The sequence below is a fragment of the Sulfurovum iocasae genome (genome assembly GCF_047716765.1).
Lineage (GTDB): Bacteria > Campylobacterota > Campylobacteria > Campylobacterales > Sulfurovaceae > Sulfurovum.
The window spans coordinates 1770738-1794219 of record NZ_CP180410.1; the positions used below are offsets into that span (position 1 = coordinate 1770738).

The following is a 23482-nucleotide window of genomic DNA, read 5'->3' on the forward strand; positions in this document are numbered from 1 at the left end:
AAAGTGAGGGACCCGATACCCTTCATAGAAGTTTGCTATTTCTTATTACATCAATAAAAATTATAAGTTATAACTATTTAAAAACTCGCGTGGGTATCTTGTTCCTCTCCTCTGTTTTGTTGTGCTTCTCATTATATGATAGTCTATGTTTAATTTATAGAATTATTTCTTTTCTTTAGGTGCTAAAACCCATAATTCAACTTTTTCATTATCTCTAGAATCTCTACGTTTTGTTCTTCTTGATGAAGCTCTTACATCTCTTTTTAGGTGCAATTCTTTTCTAAAACGCTTATTCTTTTGCAGTTCTTCTATTATTGGATGAGTGCTTTCTTCATCAACTACTTGAGCTAGATTTGAAAATATTAGAACTATTTTTCCATCAGGAGAAAGGTGCTTTTGTGCTTGTTCAAAAAATCTTGGAAATAGTTCCTCTTCATAATACATGGCTTTATCAATTCCCTCTTCCAATTTATGTTTTGCAAGTAACCAAGGAGGATTAAAAACAATAACATCAGCTTTAACATCACAATTTTCAAATAAATCACCATGATTTAGTGTTATCTTATCTTCAAATCCTAATCGTTTACTTTCCTGCGAAACACCGATAATTGCATTTTTATTTATGTCAGTTGCGAAGATGTTTTTAAAACCATTTTGGATTAATTGAAATGATAAAACACCACTTCCTACACCAATTTCTATTGCGTTATTCTTTGCTCCTTCGTATTTCTTTAACCATTTATCAAATAATTTTAAATGATCAAACCTTGTTGGAAAATATGTTCCATAAAAAGGGTGAAGCGTTAAATTTAAAGTTTTAATTTCAATTCCCTTTTTATACCACTGCCATGAGCTATTCATTCCTTGAACTTCGGGAAAAGATATATAAAATTCTGATGCATCTGGGTATAACAATTTTAACCAACCAATATCAGGAGATTTTTTAACAATTAGTTTATTATCTTTTACTTTCAGTAATAATCTATGTGAGGCTTCTCTAAATGCAGAACGATAATCGCGTTGTCCTTGAAAACTTTTGTCCTTATGTTTAAGTAAAAGGTTTCTTTTTAGTTCATTTAAAACTTGTAAACCATTGCTATAAAATTCTTCAACAAGAACATACTTTCCTGCAATCATTTCGACAACAGTCGCCTTTGTATCCATTTTACGATAGAAGCTTATAGCTTCAATCTCTGTAGTTATAATATTTGGTCTATCTGGTTGGATAGATTGTAAATCTTTATTCATGTAATTATGCCTTTTATCTTATGTTGCAGTTTAATGTATACAGGCTTTGTTCTGGTTTGATTTCTACAATATTGATGATTTATACCAGAGAATATTATTTTTTATAAAATATATCACTAGCATCATTTGCAAGTTCTTCAAATGCAGTATAATTTAATTTATCTCTTGCCTGACTATAAGCACTATTACTAACCGTTTGCAAATCCTTATCAACCACATCGGGGAGGCTCGTGGTAGATGGGGCTATCCTTTACTTATTTAGTTTATCTATATCCACTTTTTCCATTTCACTTTTTATATCATCTACCTTATAGAAAAATCCGCTTATCGCTTTCCCGGCTTCATAAGCAACCTCTTTCTTTACTTTACCATTCTCATAATATGTTTTATCAATACCTTCTTCCCTACCATTCATATAAGGAGTTTCAAATGCCAATGTACCACTTTCATAATAATGTTTTTCAAGCCCTTCTTTTTTTCCATTTATATAAGGTACTTCATCTGATACTTTTCCATTCTCATAGTATGCTTTTGTAATCCCATTTTCATTACCATTTTTATAGAATGTTTCATACCATAAAGTACCATTTTCATAATATGCCTTAAGTATGCCATTTCTTTTATCATTCTTATAAAATCCTTCGGATCTTAGATTGCCGCCCCTGTCATAATATTTGTATATCCCCTCTTTTTTGCCGTTTTGATAAGCTATCTCTTCTTTCAGCTTCTCATTTTCATAATATAATCTAGCCATACCGTCTTCCATGTTATTCGTAAAAGGTACTTCACCCTTTACTTTTCCATTCTCATAATAATGTTTTTCTATTCCTTCTTTTTCACCATTTACAAAAGGTATTTCATACATAATCTTACCATGCCAGTAATGTTTTTCTATCCCATCTTTTATATCATTTTTATAGGAAGTTTCATGTTTTAATTTACCATTTTTGTGATAATATTTTTCAACTCCTTCCAATTTGCCATCTCTATAGGTAACTTCATTCATTAATTGACCATTCTCAAAATAATATTTTTCTATCCCTTCTTTCTTACCATTTTTAGATGGTAGCTCTGATTTTAAAACGCCATTTGGATAATAAGTCTTTTTTACTTCACCATATAAAAAACTACCAGCGATCAATACCAATAAAAAATATCTCATAAAAACTCCTCTACTTAGTTGCTTATTTTCTTCATTTTTTCAACAAACTTCTCGTTTCTCCCACCGAGGCTGCTCACTATTCAGCCATTTCCATGATCCAAATAATAGTGGGCAGTCACTTCTTTATCTGTTCACAATTGTTGAGAAGAGGAAAGAAACTCATTTTCACCGACCTCATGTATATTTCCACTACCAATAATAGTAATACTACTAATAATTTGAAATATATGTAAACATTGTTGATAATACTCTACTCTCTTTTACTATTTCTGCTGCATTTTGCTTCATCTGCTTTGATATCATCATAACATCATATATTTTTTGATCCTTTATTACTTGTAGTAACCTTTTATTATCAAAATAGTATCTAGTTGATATTTTATACTCATCTACACTAAGCGCAAAAAGCAACTCACCTTTTTTATCAAAAAGATACTCTTCATAATATGTTTTAGCAGCATGGATATGTGACTTGGTAACAAATCTTAAGATATAGGGCTCTCCCCCTGTCCATTCAAAACTGAAGTTAGTAACGGCACTATAGTTCCCTACACCCGGTGCCGGTAGATCATTTGCATTTTCAACTATTTTAGTTTGATAGAGATTGGAGTCATGTACATATTTATATTCAGATTTTATTTTATTGATAGCCTTTTTTTTTACTTCTGTTTCAATCTTTTTATAATTGATATCCAGTTTTTTACTTACTTTTTCATCGATGACAAACGCATTGTCTTTAATGATATTGTATTGGCTTTTTACAACTTCATAATATTTTGATTGCGTATTGAGCTTGAGGAAGTTTTCATATGATTTTCTAATATCAGTACTTGATATGGGGATATGTGAGAAATTTAGCGTGCTATAGAGTCCAGAGAGGTAGAAAGATAAATAATTTGAAAGTGTTTCATGTACGTTGTTTCCTTCCGGGAAATCAGGATAATCATTGAGAAAACTTTCCCAAAAAACAACTCTCTTTCTCAACTCTTCAAATGAAATCAGCATGACCCCATCTTCGGAAAAGTAGTTTATGGTTTCATAATTCCACTGTTTGAAATATTTTGTCCATGCATCAGTTAATCCAGCACCAAACTCCTTTAAAAACCATGCACTATCAGCTTCAACATAATACATACCTTCACTTTGATCAAGACGCAAACCTACTTTTTCAAGCTCTGTTTTGTACCTTTTCTCTTCTTTTGGAGAAAGAGGATATTTTTCATTTAACTTTTCTTCAACAGATGTAATATGCGCTTGTGTCATTTGATCATAATAATGCCTAAAACTACCAAAAAGCATTGATCTGCATTGAGGAGATTGTTTGGAAATAGTTTTTTTATAATTATCTTTCAGTCTATTAACAGATTCAATTTTGCTTTTATCAAGTTTATCTACATACTGCCTGAACTCTTGCAATGGACACTTATTTGCAAAAGAAACACTGGACAATAAAATCCAAAAGAGAAAAAAAGATGCTAACTTTTTAAAGTCTGTTTTTATCCTTGTCTCATACCCATCTCTCATAACAACTCCTCTTTTAATATAAAATACTATAACCTATTTTGCCTTTGGCTACATATCTAAAGCCCTATATATGTATTACTATAGAGGTGAACTACCCATATGGATTATTGGAACAAAATGGTGAAACCAATCTGAAACTTTCAAGAGTAGTAGAGTTAGTGGTCCCTGTAGCTTTTCCGGAGGTAGAGAGGGAGGTCATTGTAGCCTTTTTTCAAGTAAATACTTCTCAATGCAAGGTCGCATTCCTGCCATCCTACTTGCTTAATTTATTTAAAATATGACAATTTGACATATTTTTATCATTTCTTACTCTTTTGGTTTATACTTTCTAAAAAAGAAAATTTCATGTATCAAAAGAAAAAAGAGCGTCTCTATATCTGTGACCTATTAGAGAATCCAGCAGTACCTTATCCTTCTTATTATGTACTCAGTACTTCTATGCATAAAAATGAAATGCTCCAAGGTACTATCATAGCATTGCATAGTTTCGATTTCAGCTATTATGAAACAGCAAAAAGTCATGAAGATCTCTTTGCGATGTTCCACTCTGGTACATTTCCCATCTACAAAGAGAAATATATTGTAGGGTATTTTGGTAATAAAATGATGTACCTAGAATCAAACGGATGGAAGGGTATGCCTTCCACAGAGGATATATTTAAGATGGAAAACTGGTTAGTTTGCTAGGCTTAAAATAGAATAACTTTTATTAATTATGGCTATTATTTTCTAATTAAGACTAATTTTATCTTATTTAGCTATACTTCTATTAGATCTTAGGTATCGACACATAGCTTTTTATTCTTCCTCCTTTTGTAAAAAGTCATTTTGTGTTGACTACCCTTATACACATGACCCCCTTTTAAGCGTCGGTACCTAAGATTAATATCAACTCTCTTGAGTATTTCTCCTTTTTCCCTTTTTAATCTATAAATTTCAGTATGGGCAATGTAGTAACAATTATACATATAATATATATAAAACTGTATTTATTACATTAAAAGAGGAGATGAATATGAAAATGAGTATGGAATGACCCCTATAACCTAGACACTTACCAATTCAGTAAAAACCTAATTTTATGAAGTCTCAATATTATACCTTTTTTCAAATTCATTTGGTGAGATATAGCCTAAATAACTATGACGTCTTTTGGCATTGTAGAACATCTCTATATACTCAAATATTTTGGATGCTGCAATTTCTCTTGTCTCAAAGTTCTGCTTTCTAACTAACTCTTTTTTGAGTGTTTTAAAAAAGCTCTCTGCCACTGCATTATCATAACAATTTCCACGTCTGCTCATACTCAAGATAATGTTATGCTCTTTTGCAAGTTTTGTATACTCATACGAGCTATATTGACTTCCTTGGTCCGAATGCAGTATCACGCTGTCTGTATTGTTAAGTCTTGTTGTAGCCATTTTAAGAGCTTTTATGATTAAAGGCGTGGTTTGCCTATGACCTGTAGCCCAACCTACTATTTTTCGACTATAGAGATCTAACACAGTAGCTAGATAAACCCATCCTTCTTTAGTTCTAATGTATGTGATGTCACTTACCCATGTATCGTTTGGTTTTTCTACGATGAAACATTGTTTCAGATAATTAGGATGTGCTTTATGAACTGATCCAGCTTTGCTATAGGGTTTACGTTTATAGGTGCCTACACCATAGAGTTTAGCTTTACTCATCAATCTTGCCACACGTTTTTTATTGACATGAATACCAAGCTCTCTTAAATCCTTATGTATATTTCTTGAACCATATACACCATTGGACTCTTTGTATGCCTCTTTTATATGGGTTAGTAACTTCTGATTTTCAAACTCTCTATTGGAAATGGGTTGATTTAGCCACTGGTAGTATCCGCTTCGGTGCACTTTCATTACTTTACACATTTTATCTACTGTATAAGTATGACTATACTCTTTAATAAAAGAGTATTTTAGTTTGTGTGGCTTGCAAAGTACACCGCGGCCTTTTTTAATATATCACGTTCTTCTTTTACCCGTTTGAGTTCTTTTTGTAATTTCTTTATCTCTGCGCTTGACGACTCTACAGCTTTGTTTTTCTCTATGGCTTCTGGGGACTCTAATCTTTTGATCCAGCTTCTTAATGAATCTGGATGCACACCTAATCGATGGGCTGTATCTGCTATCTCATACCCATTCTCTGTGACTTGTTTGACTGCTGCTATTCTAAAATCTTCTGTATATGTTCGTCTTGCCATTTTTAATCCTATAATTCTATGAAATGATTCTACTCACTTTTATTATCGAATTACTGAATTAGTTTTTGTCTAGTTTTTTGGGGTCATTCCAGACCTCATTTCTATTTATTACAGTTGGCTATAATAGTGCTTAGCAAATTATTTAAGGACAAAGTATGAACATAAAAATAGTTGGTGCGATAGTGGCTATAGCTGTTCTACTCTTTTCAGTGAGTAGATGTAGTAGTAGTGATAAGCAAGGGTCAACTCTCTCTTTTGTGCAAGCTTCTCAGTTGGATTCATCCATGGATGCTAAGCGTAAAGAAGTATTTTCAAAATGGTTATCTGCTTTAGAACATAAAAAAAGAATTAAAAACAAATATTATAAAAAAACCTATCCTGCTTATGTGGAGATGGATGTTCTTGGGAACAGAAGAGTACTTGAAATAGATCTTAAGCCAGACTTTCATTGGCATGTGAGTGCGGGTCATTTATTGGATGAATTCCCCCAAATGCATATTAAGCAGACTATGAATAATGGAAAGAGTTTACTAAGTCTCTATATCATTGAGAGAGATGGATTTAAAGTATTTACAGCTGTATGGGTAAGCAATAGTGTATTTAGTCGTGAAGCGAAGAAGCTACAAGCTTATGGAGTATACCCTCCAGACTTTGAGTAATTTTAACTAATTCCCAAGCTCCAGCTTGGGAATGCATACTTTGGTTATTGTAACTAATGCTGTTTAGATCATCAAGAGACTTTAACCTCTATCTCCCCATCAACAACATCAAATGCTACAGAGGACCCTTCAACAACCTTATCTTCAAGTATCAACTCTGCCAACCTGTCTTCAACAACCTCATACAAGGCTCTTTTGAGTGGACGAGCACCATAAACTGGGTCAAACCCGGCTTCAGCAATGTATGCCTTAGCATTAGGGCTTAACGTAATGGTGATATCACGCTCTGCAAGTTTTGCTTGGATATCTTTAAACAAGATATCCACGATGCTTGTGATAGCATCTAAATCCAATGGGTTAAAGATAACCATATCATCCAAACGGTTAAGGAACTCTGGTTTGAAGTTACGTTTGAGTTCTTCGTTTACGGCTGTTCTTCTCTCTTCCGCATCAGTTATGGTCATGATCTTGTCTGACGCGATGTTTGATGTCATGATGATAATGGTATTTTTAAAATCCACCGTGACACCTTTGTTATCTGTCAAACGACCATCATCAAGCACTTGCAGGAGTGTATTAAATACATCAGGATGCGCTTTTTCTATCTCATCAAAGAGTACAACAGAGTAAGGTTTTCTTCTTACTGCTTCAGTGAGCTGTCCACCCTCTTCATACCCTACATAACCCGGAGGTGCACCAACTAAACGACTGGCTGCATGTTTCTCCATGTATTCACTCATATCTATACGAATAAGTGCTTTCTCAGAATCAAAAAGGAACTTTGCCAAAGTTTTTGCTACTTGTGTTTTACCTACACCCGTTGGACCAAGGAACATAAAACTACCAATTGGTCTGTTCAAGTCACTAAGCCCTGCTTTATTACGCTTGATGGCACGTGCCACGGCTTTGAGGGCTTCTTCCTGCCCTACTACCTCTTCTTTTAAGATACTTTCGATGGCAAGTATCTTCTCCTTTTCACCTTGCAGCATCTTACTCACAGAGATACCTGTCCAGCGACTCACAATGCTGGCTATCATCTCTTCATCTACAGAGTTTTTAAGCAGTGTCCCCTCAGACATCATTTGAGTCCACTTATCTTCTAAGTTTTGAAGCTTAGTCTCCTCAGCAGGAATTTGCCCGTACTCTATCTCAGCTGCTTTGTTGAAGTCACCTTCACGCTTAACGTGTTCTGCTTGTGTTTTGAGTGATCCTATAGTAGTTTTAACTTCTGCTATCTGATTAAATACTTCTTTTTCATTGTCAAATTGGCTTTGCAGTGACATACGTTTCTCTTCAAGATCAGCCAACTCTTTTTCTATCTCGGAAAGACGTGAAGAGTTTTTGTCATTCTCTTCCATCTTTAAAGCTTCTTTTTCAACTTGAAGCGTAGAGATCTCACGTTTTGCTTTTGAAAGATCCGTAGGCTCACTCTCTATCTGCATTTTAAGCTCTGCTGCTGCTTCATCTATAAGGTCGATAGCCTTATCCGGTAAAAACCTGTCGGTAATATATCTGTCCGATAACTTCGCAGCAGCCACCAATGCTGCATCGGTAATGATAACATTATGGTGTGTTTCAAGTCTACTCTTGATACCTCTGAGTATCTGCAAGGCTTCATTGATGCTTGGTTCTTCAACTTTAACCGGCTGAAAACGTCTCTGCAGGGCAGTATCTTTTTCGAAGAACTTTCTATACTCTTTAAGGGTTGTAGCTCCTATGGTATGAAGTTCACCACGTGCAAGAGCAGGCTTGAGTATATTCGCAGCATCCATGCTACCCTCGCTGGCACCCGCACCTACTATAGTGTGAATTTCATCAATGAAAAGAATGACATTGGCAGACTCTTTTACCTCATCGATAACCGCTTTGAGTCTGTCTTCAAACTCACCTCTGTACTTCGCACCTGCTATGAGCCGACTCATATCTAATGAGATAACACGCATGTTTTGAAGACTTAGTGGTACTTCTTTATTTACGATACGTTGTGCAAGCCCCTCTACGATGGCCGTTTTACCTGTTCCAGGCTCCCCTATGAGGATAGGATTGTTCTTTGTTTTACGGATGAGTATCTGCATCATACGTTGTACTTCTTCATCTCTACCAATGACAGGATCCAATTCTCCATCTAAAGCTTTTTGGTTCAAGTCTATCCCATATTTGTCAAGTGCTTCCAGTGTTTCATCTCCACTTTGGGAGTCTATCTGTTTGCCTCCACGGATGCTCTCTAAAGTCTTTTTATATTCATTCATATCAACGTATTTACCGAGTGTCTCTCGTATGAAGCTTTCACTTGCATTTGCCATAAGCCATGCATCCACAGCAAGATACTGGTCACCATTGGCAGTCATCACGCCTTCTGCATTTTGCAGTGAACGCACTAGGTTTTGTGAGAGCTTGATATTCTCTTTTGTGACAGATGAAACAGCAGGAAGCTTGTTTGCGATACTTTTTGCTTCCAACTCAATGGCAGCTTTATCTGCATTCATCTTATTAAGTGCCTGATGTAAAATGGAACCACTATTGGTCAACAATGCCCAAATAAGATGTATAGGATCAACTTCCTGATTTTTATTATGTAAAGCAAGAGATACACCAGACTCTATAGTACCTTGCATTTGATTGGTTAATTTTTCTAATATACTCATAAAATTACTCCTTAAAATTGTTTAAATATCAGTCATTATACAACTTTAGTCACTTTGTGTCAAGTTTCCTTCATGATTTTATTAAGTTTTATGGTTTGATCTGCTTCATTAAAGTATCGATCACTCCTTCAGTCCCCTGCACCAACAAAGGCTTACTGTCAACATCTAACCACTTGATGATCTCCTTCATCTCTCCCTCAGTCATCACAGTACATCCGGCCGTAGGCACTTTCTTAATGTGTATAAATATACATGACCCAGCACCCTTCACAGCTCCCTTTTCATCTATATGATTATGATTTACCACAATGCCATACTTGTAATAGTTTTTTGGAAACTTCATATGCTCTTTGCTTTTGTAGTCAATTTTTACTTTTGTACTATCTACTATTTTATTGTAAAGTTTTGAATTTACATCGTCTACACAGTGGTCTGTAGCTTTGTATACTTCGTAAGGATACTCTACAACAAAAGGTTGGTATCCAAAAGCCTGTTTGAGGGTGAAGATCCCTGCTGGTGCTTTACCATCTCCCTCTTTCTTGATGTACTTGGCATCTTTAGGTGTAGTATGTAGTCCTATTCCCCATCCTAGCCCGTTTCTTCCTAGTTTAATGTTGATGGCTTTACCTACTTTCTGCCAACTCTTCCCTTCTCTCTCAAATCGTTGCAACGAACCATTAGGTGTAGACCAATTTTTTGTCGTTGCAACTAAAAGTTGTTTCGTATCTGCTGTTTGTGCTTCTACTGTAACAAAGAGTAAGCTAGAGAAAAATAAAATACGACTAGTCGTATGAGCTAACTGCTGACAAGCAACTAAATTGCAGTGCAAGCGAGGCACTAAATGCTGAGTCGTAAGTTGTCCCAGTAACAACGTAGTTTTTTGGGCTTTACCAAAAAAGCGTCCTAATATATATAAAATCTTCTTCATTTTGGTATAATCCTCTTTATGGAATATGGAATATTATCAATAGCAATCCCGTTGCTGACAATCATTTTAGCTATTATAACCAAAGATGTGATTGTTTCACTCATGGGTGGAATCTTTGCAGGCTTTCTTGTACTTAACAACTACAACCCTATAGACGCATTCATTGCTCTGTTTGATGGGATTATCGCTCTGTTTTCTGAAGGATGGATAGCAAAAACCCTCTTTTTCATACTCATGGTAGGTTCCATTATCAGACTGCTTACACTCTCTGGTGCAGTCGACAGCTTCGTTGCATACCTAAGCCAAAAAGCTAAAAAGATAGACTCACCTACGGGTGCTATGATGCTTGCTTACGTTGTGGGTGTGGTGATATTTATAGAGTCGTCTATCACTGCACTTGTAGCAGGAACGGTAGCGAAACCTCTCTGTGATAAAAACGGTGTAAGCAGAGAAAAACTCGCTTACATTTGTGACAGTACCTCAGCACCTATCTGTTCACTCATCCCACTCAATGCCTGGGGTGCTTTACTCTTAGGTCTTATCGTTACTGCCATTGACTCTCAAGTCATCTCCGGTGATGGTGTATCTCTACTCATAGCATCTATCCCTTATAACTTCTATTCACTCAGTACTTTAGCCATAGTCTTAGGTGTTATATTTTTAAATATCAATATCGGTCCTATGAAGCATAGTACCCCTGTACCCTACGTAGCACCGCATAATGAAGCCAATATAAAGGCTACACCCTACAAGATGCTTTTACCTATCTTAGTCATGGTATTTATGGTACCTGTGGGGCTTTATCTGACAGGTGAAGGTGACATATTTAAAGGGTCTGGTTCTACTTCTGTGTACTATGCTGTCATTGTTACCCTACTCTTTATGTACCTCTATTTTGTACCCAGTAAGGCACTCTCCCACAAGAACTATTTTAAAGGACTTTATGAAGGCATAGGTGACATGATACCTGTAGGCATCATCATGGTTTTTGCCCTACTCATAGGTAAAGTCATCGGTGACCTTGGCACTGCTAAATATTTAGCTCACCTACTCTCTGGAAATATCTCCCCTGTACTCATCCCTCTACTTATCTTCTTGGTGGCGAGTATCACTGCATTTTCTACAGGAACAAGCTGGGGAACATTCTCCATCATGATGCCCATAGGTTTAGCATTGGGGGCTACGATGGGACTGGATATCCCACTTGTAATTGCAGCAGTTATAAGTGGTGGTATCTTCGGAGACCACGCCTCCCCTATCTCAGATACTACCATCATCTCCTCCATGGCAGCAGATTGTGACCACATAAGCCATGTTAGGACGCAGTTGCCTTATGCAGTTATAGGTGGGTTGTTAGCTTCTATATCATTTTTGATTGCTGGTTGGATAACAGTATGAAACTCCTAGTCTCAGCTCTCGAACCATCATCAAACCTACACTTAAAAGAGATCCTTAAACATAGTCAAGACCTAGAACTCATAGGTATCTTCGATAAAACCATAGAAGAAGGTACACCACTTTATGACATAAGTGAAATGGCTATTATGGGTGTGGTGGATGCTCTCAAAAAGCTACGCTGGTTCTTTCAAGTGGCAGATGAGATGGTAGTACTTGCCAAAGATGCAGATAAAATCCTACTTATGGACTCATCAGGATTTAACCTACCTTTAGCAAAAAAACTCAAAACAGCTTACCCTGACAAAGAGATCATCTACTACATTTTGCCGCAAATATGGGCATCACGCCCCAAAAGAGCAAAGAAGTTAGAGCAGTATTGTGACAAACTCTTAGGGATACTGCCTTTTGAAGTAGACTTTTACCAGAGTAAAGCTCAGTACATCGGTCATCCTCTTTTAGATGAGATCAAAGTAAGCCATAGCTCTGAGACAGATACCATTGCTTTTATGCCCGGAAGCAGAAAAAGTGAGATAAACAGACTTTTACCTATCTTTAAAGAGGTACGTAAAAAGCTATCTGACAAAAAGGCTATCCTTATCATACCAAGCAGCTTTTCAGAAGAGAAGATAACAAATCTCTATGGTGATATTAGCATGTTTGAGATAAGCAAAGATACGCACACAACCTTAGCACAGTCAGAATTTGCTTTCATCTGTTCAGGCACAGCCACTCTGGAAGCTGCACTCATCGGTACCCCTTTTACACTGAGTTACATCGCTAAAAAAGTAGATTTTTTCATAGGTACAAAACTTCTAGGTATTAAACAAGTAGGACTGGCAAACATCATCCTAACCAACTACAATAACACCACCCTGCATAATGAAATTCTGCAAGAAGATGTTACGGTTGACAATCTTTTGAAAGAGTACTACAATACCGACCGAAAAATATTTGCAGACAAAGCAAAAGAGTTACGAGAGTATCTTGGTCATGGAAGTTCTGAGAATATTGCGAAAATCATTATGGATACATCATGCTAGTACACATCTGCTGCTCAGTTGACAGCCATTACTTTCTACAAAAACTTCAAGAAGAATACCCGGAAGAGAAACTCACAGGATTTTTCTATGATCCGAACATTCACCCTTACAGTGAGTACTACCTCAGACTACTAGATGTGAAGCGTAGTTGTAAGATGCTTGGTATTGACCTTATAGAAGGTGAATATGATGTAGAGAATTGGCTTGAAGCAGTACGAGGATTAGAGCATGAACCCGAAAAAGGCTCTCGTTGCTCTGTATGTTTTGACAGACGTTTTGAGATCTCTGCAAAAAAAGCGAGTGAACTGGGAGAGAGTACTTTCACCTCTACCCTGCTGACTTCACCTAAAAAATCACTTAAACAGTTACAAACTGCCGGAGATGCATTGGCAAAGCAGGAAGGTATCTCTTTTGTTGCCCCTGACTACAGAAAAGATTCAGGGACACAAGAACAGAACATCCTTGCCAAAGAAGATGCACTCTATCGTCAAGACTACTGTGGGTGCATGTTTGGACTCAACATCCAACGTGACCAGCAAGAAAAACTTGCAGATGAACTTTTTGTACCTATTTCAGGACAGATACAGCCTGAATCTATAGAAGCACGTATAGTGATGTATGAAAAACGATGGGAGCTTGAGGATCAAGAAACCCCTCTTAAGATCATTAAACAACGCTTCTTGAACTGGCGTTTGATGATGGGGCTTTTACGTGTACGAAAAGAGGTTGTACCAGCACACTTTTTACCCTACTCCACACTCAAAGGTGAATACACAAGAGGTAAAATAGAATATAACATCGGTGAAGTACACCACATGAACCGTGATGAGGTACGTTTTATTACGCGAAAACATTACAATAAACTAGCCGGTACAGACTATGGTACTATAACTGATCTCATATACAACCCTCCAACTTTTGACAAAGAGCTTGAACTACGTGCAAAACTGGGTGTAACCCCTTACGATATTTCCATCATACTTGTTGTAGAAGAGATACCTACAAATAAGATAGAGATACTTTGTCAAAGTAAAACCTATAGTGATGTAAAAGAAGTACTTATAGAACTTTAGTCTCTAATCCACTTTTTACCAACTTTTCGATAAAATAAGAGAATTTTTATAAAAAGGTTTTCCCGTGCTTTATAACGTTGTTGAAATTCAAGAAATATTACCTCACAGATACCCATTCTTACTTGTAGACAGAATTACTGATCTCAAGCCAAGTGAGTATATAGAGGGGTATAAAAATGTCTCTATCTCTGAGCCTGTCTTCCAGGGACATTTCCCTGATCATCCTATTTATCCTGGTGTTATGATCATCGAAGGTATGGCTCAGGCCGGTGGTGTACTCGCATTTAAAAGTATGGATGGCGTTACCCAGGAAGAGATCCAAAGTAAAGTGGTTTACTTTATGAGTATCGATAAAGCGAAGTTTCGTGCACCTGTGACACCAGGGGACAAACTTGTGTACAAAATCAACGTCATTAAAAACAAAGGTGCTGTATGGCAGCTCGATGCAAAAGCCTATGTAGATGACAAAGTGGTTGCACAAGCTGAACTTAAAGCTATGATCGTAGATAAATAAAAAATAATAGGTTTTTAATTATGTCCTTAATTCATTCAAGTGCAGTTATTGAAGAGGGTGCTGTTTTAGGTACCAATGTTTCTGTCGGTCCTTTTGCCTATATCGGTCCCAAAGTAAAAATAGGTGACAACACTACTATAGCTTCACATGCTGTGATCGAAGGTGATACGACTATCGGTAAGAACAACCGTATCTTCTCGCACTCTGCTATAGGAACCATCCCTCAGGATCTGAAATTTGATGGTGAAGATGTACAGCTTATCATCGGTAACAACAATACCATCAGAGAGTTTACCCTGCTCAACCCCGGCACCAAAGGTGGTGGTTCAGTGACCAAAATAGGTAACGGAAACCTTCTCATGGGTTATGTACACCTGGGTCATGATGTCATTATCGGAGACAACTGTATCTTGGCAAATGGTGCAACACTTGCAGGTCATGTTGAGCTTGGTAACCATGTGGTTATCGGTGGACTTACACCTGTACATCAGTTTGTACACATCGGTGACTATGCTATGATAGGAGGAGCCAGTGCTTTGGCACAAGACATCCCTCCTTTCTGTTTAGCTGAAGGTAATCGTGCCGGCTTGCGTGGGCTGAACCTTGCAGGGTTAAGAAGAAAAATGGATCGAGAAGATATCAATGCACTTAAAATTGCTTACAGAGAACTCTTTGAACAAGGGAACCCTCTGCAAGAGGTAGCGCAAACACTCTTTGAAACAACAACTTCAGAAAAAGTGAAATCACTTTGTGAATTTATAAAGACCTCAAAAAGAGGCATCCCTTTTACAAGGACAAAATAATATGAGGCAAAATAATATAAGGATAGTAAATGTCAACTAAAGAATGTAGCTTTTGTTCTGCCACTGAAAGTGAAGAGAATCCTCTCATTGCCGGAGAAAGTGCGTACATCTGTTCAAACTGTGTGGTTTCTGCATACAAGATCCTCTTTGGAGAAGAAGAGCAGGAAGAAACACCATTAAATTTAGAAACACAAGTACTCTATACACCCAAAGAGATAAATGGACTGCTTAACGAATATGTTATCGGTCAGGAAAATGCGAAAAAAACACTTTCTGTTGCTGTGTATAATCACTACAAACGTATTTTTAGAGACAATGTTGAAGATGATACACAGATCTCCAAGTCAAATGTACTTCTCATAGGTCCAACCGGATCAGGTAAAACACTCTTGGCACAAACCATTGCCAGATTTTTGAATGTACCTATTGCTATAGCAGATGCGACCAACCTTACTGAAGCCGGATATGTAGGTGAAGATGTAGAGAATATCCTTACGAAACTACTGATGGCAGCAGATGGTGACCCTCAGCGTGCAGAGCAAGGTATCGTCTTTATCGATGAAGTAGATAAGATCGCCAGAATGGGTGAAAACCGTTCTATCACCCGTGACGTATCGGGAGAAGGTGTACAACAGGCCCTTCTTAAGCTCATCGAAGGTTCTGTAGTGAATATCCCGCCAAAAGGTGGGCGTAAACACCCTAACCAGGACTTTATCCAAATAGACACATCTAACATCCTTTTCATATGTGGTGGTGCATTTGATGGTCTTAATGATATACTTAAAAAAAGACTTGGAAGCAACACTATGGGCTTTGGACAAGAAAAACGCAGTAAAAAAGAGGAAGAGAATCTTCTTCACCTTGTAGAGTCAGATGATCTTGTCTCTTTTGGGCTTATTCCAGAACTTATAGGTCGTCTTCATGTACTTGCAACACTTGGTGAGATCAGCAAAGAAGATATGGTACGTATATTGGTAGAACCTAAGAATGCTTTAGTCAAACAGTATCAAAAACTTTTTGAGATAGATGAAGTTAAACTTACTTTTGAAGAAGATGCACTTTCACACATTGCACAAAAAGCCATCGATAGAAAAACAGGTGCCAGAGGACTGCGCTCTATACTTGAAGAGATACTGCTTGATATTATGTATGAACTACCGGAACTTTCAGGATATGAAGTGATCATTACTGAAGATGTTGTTGAGTCAGGGGCGAAACCTCTTTACATAAAAGATAAAAAAACAGCGTAATACTATAACGCTATCAGAAAAAAGGATAAATAGATGTTTAAAAAATTATTAGGCATGTTTTCTAACGATTTAGCTATCGACTTGGGAACGGCAAACACACTTGTACTTGTAAAAGGCCAAGGTATCAGCATCAATGAACCTTCTGTTGTTGCTATCCAATATGACAAACATGGTCAACAGCGTATCTTAGCTGTAGGACAAGAAGCGAAAGATATGGTAGGTAAAACACCTGGTAACATCAGAGCGATCCGTCCGATGAAAGATGGTGTTATTGCAGACTTTGAAGTGACTGAAATGATGATCCGTTATTTCATTGAAAAAGCACACAAAAGAAAAGGGTTTTTTAGCCCTCGTATTATTATCTGTGTGCCTTATGGCTTGACACAGGTAGAGAGACGTGCAGTAAAAGACTCTGCTGAGAATGCAGGTGCAAGGTATGTCTATCTGATAGAAGAGCCTATGGCAGCTGCCATAGGTGCAGGTATCCCGGTAAAAGAGCCTAATGGTAACCTGGTTGTAGATATCGGTGGAGGTACGACTGAGATAGGTGTCATTTCACTCGGTGGACTTGTCCTTAGTAAATCTATTCGTGTTGCCGGAGACAGCATGGATCAAGCTATCGTAGATTATGTGAAAAAGAATTTCAACCTTCTTATCGGTGAACGTATCGCAGAAGAACTCAAAATACAAATTGGTACCGCAATACAACTTGATGAAGAACTTTCAACCACTGTACGAGGTAGAGATCAAGTTGAGGGAAGCCTTACTTCTGTCGAGATCACTTCTGAACATATTAGAGGGGCTATGAAAGATTCACTTGAAGAGATCGCAGAAGCACTTAAAGATGTTCTAGAACAAACCCCTCCGGAACTTGCAGGAGATATCGTGGAAAATGGTATCGTTCTTACAGGTGGTGGAGCACTTATAAGAGGCTTGGATAAATATCTTTCCGATATTGTAAAACTACCCGTCTATATAGCAGAAGACCCCCTACTTGCAGTAGCAAAAGGTACAGGTATTGCACTAGATGAACTGGATATGCTCCAGCAAATGGCATATGAAGACTAGACTAGTTATTATTGTTATACTGTTATTGGTTTTAACAGTACTATTGACAAGAAATGATGAGCGTATCACTGATACGCTTCTAGGTATCATCAACCCTATTAAACAAAACTATAAAAATATTACTCAGAACTTAGAAGACAAAAGCCATAGTTATATCTTTCAAAAAGAGTCTATTGAAAAACTAAGTAGAGAAAACCGTATCTTACGTAAACGCCTTCTCGAACAGACGCACTATATCAAACAAGTCAAAAATATCTATGATGTACTTCCTAAGCTCAGTAGACTTCCTATACACAATATCTCTATCACAGAGACGATCTCTTATGTTAAACTCAACAGTTTTTCACAGATCATCCTTACCAAACCTAAAGGACTGCTAGAAGAGAAACTTTATGGACTTATACAGGGTACAGTAGTGGCAGGTACTGCACAAGTACGTAATAATCAACTCTATGGCTACCTTACTTCTGATGAGAAGTGTCGTTTCTCCGTTTTTGCAGGAGAAGAGAAGGCTCCCGGTATTGCTATAGGTGTAGGTAAAAATGAAATGATCATCAAATTTATTCCAAAGTGGCATAAAGTAGAAGTAGAAGATAAAGTTGTCACTTCTGGATTAGATGATATTTTCTTTGCTGATGTTCCTGTAGGTGTCGTTACAAAAGTAGAACTGCAAAGCTCTTATAAAGTGGCACACATCAAAACATACAGTGACATTTTTCATCCCAAAACTTTTTTTCTTATCAATGATACAAATGCAACACTTGCCCAAGGTTTCGACAGCAATGATACACGTTTAAATCCACCTTGTCCCAAACTGAAAAGCCAAGACCAAAACCAAAGCCAGGAACACAATGAAACCAATCTCACCGTAGTGGAACATAATCAAACACTACCGGTTATTTCAAGTATTCCAAGCCGTATAGATCAGACACAAGAAGAGATCATCGAACCAGAGACACCTGTAGAAAAGCTGGAAGCGGAAAAAGTTAAAAGAAAAAAACCTAAAAAGAAAAAACCTAAAGCAAGTAGTTTAGACCTCTTCTAAATACCCTCAGTTTATTGCCCTTTTTTAAGGGCATATTTTGCCCTGTTGCAGTATAATATTAAACTAAAAATTAAGGGTATTTCTCCATGCCAAAACGCGAAGACATCAAAACTATTTTACTTATCGGTTCAGGCCCTATCGTTATCGGTCAAGCTTGTGAATTTGACTATTCTGGAACCCAAGCAGCCAAAACACTTAAAGAGCTAGGATATAGAGTTGTTCTAATCAACTCTAACCCTGCTACTATCATGACAGACCCTGAGTTTGCTGACCGTACATATATCGAACCAATCACGCCTGAAGTTATCAACAAAATTATTAAAAAAGAGAATGTTGATGCTATCTTACCTACTATGGGTGGACAAACTGCACTCAACGTAGCTATGGATATGAATGAAGCAGGTATGCTTGAAGGTATCGACTTTTTAGGTGCTACTCCTGAAGCAATTAAAAAAGGGGAAGATAGACACCTCTTTAACAAAGCCATGATAAAAATTGGTATGGACTTACCAAAGAGTGCCAATGCATACAACCTTGAAGAGGCACTAAAAGTTGCCAAAGAAATTGGGTTTCCTGTCATTTCAAGAGCTTCATTTACCATGGCTGGTGGTGGTTCTGGTGTTGCTTATAACATAGATGAATTCAAAAAACTTGCAGAAGCTGGACTAGATGCATCACCAATCAATGAAATTGAGATTATGGAGTCATTACTTGGTTGGAAAGAGTACGAAATGGAAGTTATTCGTGATAAAGCAGATAACTGTATCATCGTCTGTTCTATTGAAAACTTTGACCCTATGGGTGTACACACAGGGGACTCTATCACCATTGCTCCTGCGCTTACACTTACAGACAAAGAGTACCAAAACATGAGAGATGCCTCTTTCAAGATCTTACGTGAAGTAGGTGTTGATACTGGGGGTTCTAACGTACAATTCTCTATCGACCCAGATACAGGTCGTATGATTGTTATTGAGATGAATCCAAGAGTTTCGCGTTCATCCGCATTGGCTTCAAAAGCAACTGGTTATCCTATTGCAAAAGTTGCAACACTCTTAGCCGTAGGATTTACATTAGATGAAATCACTAATGATATTACAGGCACACCTGCATCATTTGAACCAGTGATTGACTACATTGTTACAAAACTTCCTCGATTTACATTTGAAAAATTTCCAATGGCTAATTCTACACTCACAACAGCAATGAAGTCTGTTGGTGAAGTCATGAGTATGGGACGAACCTTTAAAGAATCATTCCAAAAGGCTCTATGCTCACTAGAGACAGATTTGATTGGATTTAATCCTATTAAATGTGATGGTGAAGAGCTTGTACGTGAAATTCGTCGTTCTCATGCAGATCGTATGCTTTATGTATTTGAAGGTCTTAGACGTGGTATGAGTGTTGATGCTATCTTTGATTTATGTAAAATTGATAGATGGTTCCTTTACCAACTAGAAGAACTTGCAATAAGAGAAAAAGAGATGGATATCGCCCTGCTTTCAGATGCAACTAGACTCCGTGAAGTAAAATCTGAAGGTTTTTCAGATGAGATAATCGCTGCAGTGATCAACGAAAAAGAGGGTCTTAGCCTTACAGAAAATGACATCTATAATGCCAGAGAAAAAATGTCTGTCCAACTTGAATACAATGAGGTAGATACCTGTGCTGCTGAGTTTAAAGCATTGACACCATACCTTTACTCAACAACAAACATTACTAAACTTCCTCAACCAGAAGTAGCTGAGTCTAAAGATAAGAAAGTGCTTGTTATCGGTGGTGGACCTAACCGTATCGGTCAAGGTATCGAATTTGATTACTGTTGTGTTCATGCTGCATTTGCACTTGAAGACATGGGTGTGAAATCTATCATGTATAACTGTAACCCAGAGACGGTTTCTACAGATTATGATACTTCTGACATTCTTTACTTTGAACCTATTGACTTTGAACATGTTAGAAATGTAATTGATATAGAAAAACCAGATGGTGTTATCGTTCACTTCGGGGGACAAACACCACTTAAATTGGCTAAAAAACTTACAGCTATCGGAGCAAAGATCTCTGGTACTACGGCTAAAGTCATTGACCTTGCAGAAGACAGAGAGCTTTTCTCTGCTTTCATTAATGACCTTGGACTTAAGCAACCTGAGAATGGCACAGTCATTGCCAAAGATGAAGCGATTGCAGTTGCAAGCCGTATCGGGTATCCTGTACTTGTACGTCCTTCATTTGTACTTGGTGGACGTGGTATGAAAACCGTTTACTCTGATGATGAGTTAAGACAATACATGGATGAAGCGGTATCTGTTTCTCATGATGCACCAGTACTCATAGACAAATTCCTTGATAATGCCATTGAGCTTGATGTTGATGCCATTTGTGATGGTAAAGATGTCTATATCGGTTCAGTCATGCAACACATTGAAGAAGCTGGTATTCACTCTGGTGACTCTGCATGTTCACTGCCTCCAGTTTCTATCTCTGATAAGCTTCAAGAAGAAGTAAAAGAACAAACAGCTGCCATTGCTCTTGGACTTGGTGTTGTTGGTCTTATGAATATCCAGTATGCTATCCATAAAGGTGAGATTTATCTTATAGAAGTAAACCCTAGAGCTTCTAGAACAGTTCCATTTGTATCTAAAGCAACGGGTGTGCCTCTTGCAAAAGTTGCAACAAGAGTAATGATTCAAGGTGACCTCAAAGAAGCACTTAAATTCTACGATACATTTAACGTAGTAAACTTTGATAAAAAGATCATGGAGCCAAACCTAAAAGGTCACGTGGCAGTTAAAGAAGCCGTATTCCCTTTCAACAAATTACCTGGATCCGACCTTATTTTAGGACCTGAAATGAAATCTACAGGTGAAGTTATGGGAATAAGCGATAACTTTGGTATGTCTTTTGCTAAAAGTCAGTTTGCTTCTAAAAACAACATTCCACTTGAGGGTAAACTCTTTATCTCACTTACTGAAAATGACAAACAATATGCTGGAGAAGTAGGTAAAATGTTTACAGACCTTGAGTTTGAGATCGTTGCTACAGCAGGAACACATACTGCACTGGAAGCGGCAGGTGTTGCCTCAACAAAAGTGTTAAAGATCAGTGAAGGTCGTCCAAATATAGATGACATGATCAGAAATGAAGAGATAGCCATTGCTATCAACACTTCAGACAATGCAGGAAGTAAAACAGATGCAAGAACAATTAGGCAGTCTGTACTTTCTAACAATGTTGCTTATTTTACAACTATTGCTGCAGCCAGAGCTACTGCACTTGCCATTAAAGAGCTTAAAGCCATAGGTGGTGAATTAGAGCCAAAAGCACTACAAGACTACCTAAGTTAATCCCTCGTCATTCTCGGGCTTGACCCGGGAATCCAAAAGGCATTTGATGTTAAAAGACCTTGTTTACCTCACACAAACCGATACCACCATCGGTTTTGTCTCACAAAATGCAGATAAACTCACACAGATCAAACAACGTCCTCCCCATAAACATTACATCAAAGCCCTTCCCTCTCTTCAAATACTTAAATCATTTACTCGCATACCGGATATGCATAAAAACCGTATAAGAAGAGCAAAAAAAACCACATTTATCATGCCAAATGGAGATTCTTACCGTGTTGTGAAAGACAGACATCACCTTTTACTCTTAAATCGTCTTGGATGGGCATACACGACATCTGCCAACCTTAGTTCTGAAGCTTACGATGAGGAGTTTGCTGAAAAAAGTGCAGATATTGTCATTACCCCGTTAAAACAAAAGAGTTCTGCTTCAAACATCTATAAACTGGGAAAAATTACTTTTAAAAGGATACGATAATGTCAATTATTTATGAAAACAAAAATATTAAAATAGAAGTTGAAGAGAGTGAGATTCCTTGGCTCAAGATTTTTACACAAGATTCCTACAAAGAGATGAGTGAAGTTCCTGCTGAGATCAAGTTTGAGATCTATGACCTCCTGGACATTATTGAAAAAGAGATGATAGCCTACTACAACCCTAAAAAGATAAACATTGCCAGTTTCGGTAACTACATACCTCATGTACATTGGCACATTATGGCACGTTTTGAAGAAGACGCTTACTTTCCTGAGCCTATGTGGGGAACCAAACAGAGAGAAGGTGATTTGGACTTACCTAGTTTTGAAAGCTTTTGCGATAAAGTAATTAAACTACTTTCATAATATATCCAGGAGACTTTCCTCCCTCCCTTGTTCCATTGATTACTTGAAGTAGATGATCTCCTTCCGGCAATCAAGTTCCTGTATTTCTACTTCTTTAAATACGATTTATATTCTTCATCGGAAAGAGGACTGGCACATCCAATTTTGCCTTCACTCGCAGCCTTTTGATAAATAGCTATACCTTCAGACTTCTTTCCATTTCTCATCACAGCATTGACAGCATCTGCAGTTTTGTAATCTTCCCATGTTATATCGCCATCGTTACAATCACTTACACCAAACTCTTGAAAGCGTTTTATCACTTTACTATCTACTGCATAGTTACTGGCACTTGCTCCTGCGGGGACCATATAATGTTTTCCATCAACAGTTTTCATCTCTTTATTACTTGGATCGAACAACGAAGGCTGATTACTGGTACACCCCATAAATAACAATGATCCAAGACCAGTTGCCAACATAATTTTTAATTTTTTCATTTTTCATCCCTATATTTTAAATTTATGATTTTATGATATCAATATCCATATTACAGTGAACATACTTTTTTTAATTAGCTTCAAGAGAACAGAATGTGTGGGTAATGTAGTGACAGTGTAAAAAGCTTTGTGACTAATTGAATCGATGTTGACCATTAAAAACAGAATTGCATACATAGCACTAAAATTTAGTTATAATATTTTTTTAACTAGCTAGTTAGCT

General features: G+C 37.2%; 20 protein-coding genes. 13 read left to right on the forward strand and 7 right to left on the reverse strand.

From position 1 onward, the window contains the following. Positions 1–162: 162 nt before the first annotated feature. From ACLHDG_RS08685 to ACLHDG_RS08695, 3 genes are all read right to left on the reverse strand, one after another. A complete protein-coding gene (locus ACLHDG_RS08685) occupies positions 163–1248 on the reverse strand; it encodes a methyltransferase (protein WP_415405830.1) in 1086 nt (361 codons plus the stop codon). A 250-nt stretch (positions 1249–1498) separates the two neighbouring features. Next, positions 1499–2410 carry a toxin-antitoxin system YwqK family antitoxin gene (locus tag ACLHDG_RS08690; protein WP_415405831.1) on the reverse strand — a complete coding sequence of 304 codons (912 nt, stop codon included), beginning with the start codon at positions 2408–2410 and terminating at the stop codon, positions 1499–1501. A 210-nt stretch (positions 2411–2620) separates the two neighbouring features. Next, a complete protein-coding gene (locus ACLHDG_RS08695; protein ID WP_415405832.1) occupies positions 2621–3934 on the reverse strand; it encodes a hypothetical protein in 1314 nt (437 codons plus the stop codon). A 345-nt stretch (positions 3935–4279) separates the two neighbouring features. Here ACLHDG_RS08695 and ACLHDG_RS08700 point away from each other — a divergent pair, with 345 nt between their 5' ends. After that, positions 4280–4621 (forward strand): hypothetical protein, encoded by a 342-nt coding sequence (locus ACLHDG_RS08700; RefSeq protein ID WP_415405833.1) that lies wholly within the window; start codon positions 4280–4282, stop codon positions 4619–4621. 392 nt (positions 4622–5013) lie between these two features. On the opposite strand, the gene ACLHDG_RS08705 is transcribed toward ACLHDG_RS08700, so the two are convergent. Then, positions 5014–6164 (reverse strand): IS3 family transposase gene (locus tag ACLHDG_RS08705; RefSeq protein ID WP_415405575.1). Its coding sequence is split into 2 segments (ribosomal slippage): positions 5014–5921 and positions 5921–6164, totalling 1152 coding nucleotides; the frame shifts between segments, so codons are not numbered across the junction. A 155-nt stretch (positions 6165–6319) separates the two neighbouring features. Here ACLHDG_RS08705 and ACLHDG_RS08710 point away from each other — a divergent pair. Further along, positions 6320–6823 carry a hypothetical protein gene (locus ACLHDG_RS08710; RefSeq protein WP_415405834.1) on the forward strand — a complete coding sequence of 168 codons (504 nt, stop codon included), beginning with the start codon at positions 6320–6322 and terminating at the stop codon, positions 6821–6823. Positions 6824–6894: 71 nt separating this feature from the next. Here the strand turns inward: ACLHDG_RS08710 and ACLHDG_RS08715 are convergent, their stop codons facing one another. Together ACLHDG_RS08715 and ACLHDG_RS08720 are read right to left on the reverse strand one after the other, a co-directional pair. Next, a complete protein-coding gene (locus ACLHDG_RS08715) occupies positions 6895–9468 on the reverse strand; it encodes an ATP-dependent Clp protease ATP-binding subunit (protein WP_415405835.1) in 2574 nt (857 codons plus the stop codon). A gap of 88 nt (positions 9469–9556) precedes the next feature. Next, positions 9557–10396, reverse strand: coding sequence for a L,D-transpeptidase family protein (locus tag ACLHDG_RS08720; RefSeq protein ID WP_415405836.1), 840 nt, complete (start codon positions 10394–10396; stop codon positions 9557–9559). An 18-nt stretch (positions 10397–10414) separates the two neighbouring features. On the opposite strand from ACLHDG_RS08720, the gene ACLHDG_RS08725 reads away from it, so the two are divergent. From ACLHDG_RS08725 to ACLHDG_RS08775, 11 genes are all read left to right on the forward strand, one after another. Continuing rightward, complete coding sequence (locus tag ACLHDG_RS08725; protein WP_415405837.1) at positions 10415–11794, forward strand: Na+/H+ antiporter NhaC family protein; 1380 nt, start codon at positions 10415–10417, stop codon at positions 11792–11794. Continuing rightward, the gene (lpxB, locus tag ACLHDG_RS08730) at positions 11791–12834 is read left to right on the forward strand and encodes a lipid-A-disaccharide synthase (RefSeq protein WP_415405838.1); all 1044 of its coding nucleotides are present in this window, start codon (positions 11791–11793) and stop codon (positions 12832–12834) included. Before ACLHDG_RS08725 ends, lpxB begins: the two co-directional genes overlap by 4 nt. Beyond that, positions 12828–13907 (forward strand): epoxyqueuosine reductase QueH, encoded by a 1080-nt coding sequence (locus ACLHDG_RS08735; protein WP_415405839.1) that lies wholly within the window; start codon positions 12828–12830, stop codon positions 13905–13907. The genes lpxB and ACLHDG_RS08735 overlap by 7 nt, the downstream gene beginning before the upstream one ends. A 64-nt stretch (positions 13908–13971) precedes the next feature. Beyond that, a complete protein-coding gene (gene fabZ / locus ACLHDG_RS08740) occupies positions 13972–14421 on the forward strand; it encodes a 3-hydroxyacyl-ACP dehydratase FabZ (protein WP_415405840.1) in 450 nt (149 codons plus the stop codon). A 20-nt stretch (positions 14422–14441) separates the two neighbouring features. Continuing rightward, positions 14442–15224 (forward strand): acyl-ACP--UDP-N-acetylglucosamine O-acyltransferase, encoded by a 783-nt coding sequence (gene lpxA, locus ACLHDG_RS08745; RefSeq protein ID WP_415405841.1) that lies wholly within the window; start codon positions 14442–14444, stop codon positions 15222–15224. A 29-nt stretch (positions 15225–15253) separates the two neighbouring features. Next, entirely contained in the window at positions 15254–16474 is a 1221-nt protein-coding gene (clpX, locus tag ACLHDG_RS08750) for an ATP-dependent Clp protease ATP-binding subunit ClpX (RefSeq protein ID WP_415405842.1), read from the forward strand. A gap of 33 nt (positions 16475–16507) precedes the next feature. Then, positions 16508–17542 carry a rod shape-determining protein gene (locus ACLHDG_RS08755; RefSeq protein ID WP_415405843.1) on the forward strand — a complete coding sequence of 345 codons (1035 nt, stop codon included), beginning with the start codon at positions 16508–16510 and terminating at the stop codon, positions 17540–17542. Then, positions 17532–18587 (forward strand): rod shape-determining protein MreC, encoded by a 1056-nt coding sequence (mreC, locus tag ACLHDG_RS08760; protein WP_415405844.1) that lies wholly within the window; start codon positions 17532–17534, stop codon positions 18585–18587. The genes ACLHDG_RS08755 and mreC overlap by 11 nt, the downstream gene beginning before the upstream one ends. Before the next feature lie 86 nt (positions 18588–18673). Next, a complete protein-coding gene (carB, locus tag ACLHDG_RS08765; RefSeq protein ID WP_415405845.1) occupies positions 18674–21934 on the forward strand; it encodes a carbamoyl-phosphate synthase large subunit in 3261 nt (1086 codons plus the stop codon). 46 nt (positions 21935–21980) lie between these two features. Then, on the forward strand, positions 21981–22415 hold the full coding sequence (locus tag ACLHDG_RS08770) for a Sua5 YciO YrdC YwlC family protein (protein ID WP_415405846.1): 435 nt from the start codon (positions 21981–21983) through the stop codon (positions 22413–22415). Next, complete coding sequence (locus ACLHDG_RS08775; protein WP_415405847.1) at positions 22415–22780, forward strand: HIT family protein; 366 nt, start codon at positions 22415–22417, stop codon at positions 22778–22780. The genes ACLHDG_RS08770 and ACLHDG_RS08775 overlap by 1 nt, the downstream gene beginning before the upstream one ends. Before the next feature lie 86 nt (positions 22781–22866). Here the strand turns inward: ACLHDG_RS08775 and ACLHDG_RS08780 are convergent, their stop codons facing one another. Further along, complete coding sequence (locus ACLHDG_RS08780; protein ID WP_415405848.1) at positions 22867–23259, reverse strand: hypothetical protein; 393 nt, start codon at positions 23257–23259, stop codon at positions 22867–22869. Between the last annotated feature and the right edge of the window lie 223 nt (positions 23260–23482).

Bases quoted from the DNA above. Each gene is read 5' to 3' on its own strand.
- ACLHDG_RS08685 (WP_415405830.1), bottom strand. From the start codon at position 1,248: ATGAATAAAGATTTACAATCTATCCAACCAGATAGACCAAATATTATA.
- ACLHDG_RS08690 (WP_415405831.1), bottom strand. From the start codon at position 2,410: ATGAGATATTTTTTATTGGTATTGATCGCTGGTAGTTTTTTATATGGT.
- ACLHDG_RS08695 (WP_415405832.1), bottom strand. From the start codon at position 3,934: ATGAGAGATGGGTATGAGACAAGGATAAAAACAGACTTTAAAAAGTTA.
- ACLHDG_RS08700 (WP_415405833.1), top strand. From the start codon at position 4,280: ATGTATCAAAAGAAAAAAGAGCGTCTCTATATCTGTGACCTATTAGAG.
- ACLHDG_RS08710 (WP_415405834.1), top strand. From the start codon at position 6,320: ATGAACATAAAAATAGTTGGTGCGATAGTGGCTATAGCTGTTCTACTC.
- ACLHDG_RS08715 (WP_415405835.1), bottom strand. From the start codon at position 9,468: ATGAGTATATTAGAAAAATTAACCAATCAAATGCAAGGTACTATAGAG.
- ACLHDG_RS08720 (WP_415405836.1), bottom strand. From the start codon at position 10,396: ATGAAGAAGATTTTATATATATTAGGACGCTTTTTTGGTAAAGCCCAA.
- ACLHDG_RS08725 (WP_415405837.1), top strand. From the start codon at position 10,415: ATGGAATATGGAATATTATCAATAGCAATCCCGTTGCTGACAATCATT.
- lpxB (WP_415405838.1), top strand. From the start codon at position 11,791: ATGAAACTCCTAGTCTCAGCTCTCGAACCATCATCAAACCTACACTTA.
- ACLHDG_RS08735 (WP_415405839.1), top strand. From the start codon at position 12,828: ATGCTAGTACACATCTGCTGCTCAGTTGACAGCCATTACTTTCTACAA.
- lpxA (WP_415405841.1), top strand. From the start codon at position 14,442: ATGTCCTTAATTCATTCAAGTGCAGTTATTGAAGAGGGTGCTGTTTTA.
- clpX (WP_415405842.1), top strand. From the start codon at position 15,254: ATGTCAACTAAAGAATGTAGCTTTTGTTCTGCCACTGAAAGTGAAGAG.
- ACLHDG_RS08755 (WP_415405843.1), top strand. From the start codon at position 16,508: ATGTTTAAAAAATTATTAGGCATGTTTTCTAACGATTTAGCTATCGAC.
- mreC (WP_415405844.1), top strand. From the start codon at position 17,532: ATGAAGACTAGACTAGTTATTATTGTTATACTGTTATTGGTTTTAACA.
- carB (WP_415405845.1), top strand. From the start codon at position 18,674: ATGCCAAAACGCGAAGACATCAAAACTATTTTACTTATCGGTTCAGGC.
- ACLHDG_RS08770 (WP_415405846.1), top strand. From the start codon at position 21,981: ATGTTAAAAGACCTTGTTTACCTCACACAAACCGATACCACCATCGGT.
- ACLHDG_RS08775 (WP_415405847.1), top strand. From the start codon at position 22,415: ATGTCAATTATTTATGAAAACAAAAATATTAAAATAGAAGTTGAAGAG.
- ACLHDG_RS08780 (WP_415405848.1), bottom strand. From the start codon at position 23,259: ATGAAAAAATTAAAAATTATGTTGGCAACTGGTCTTGGATCATTGTTA.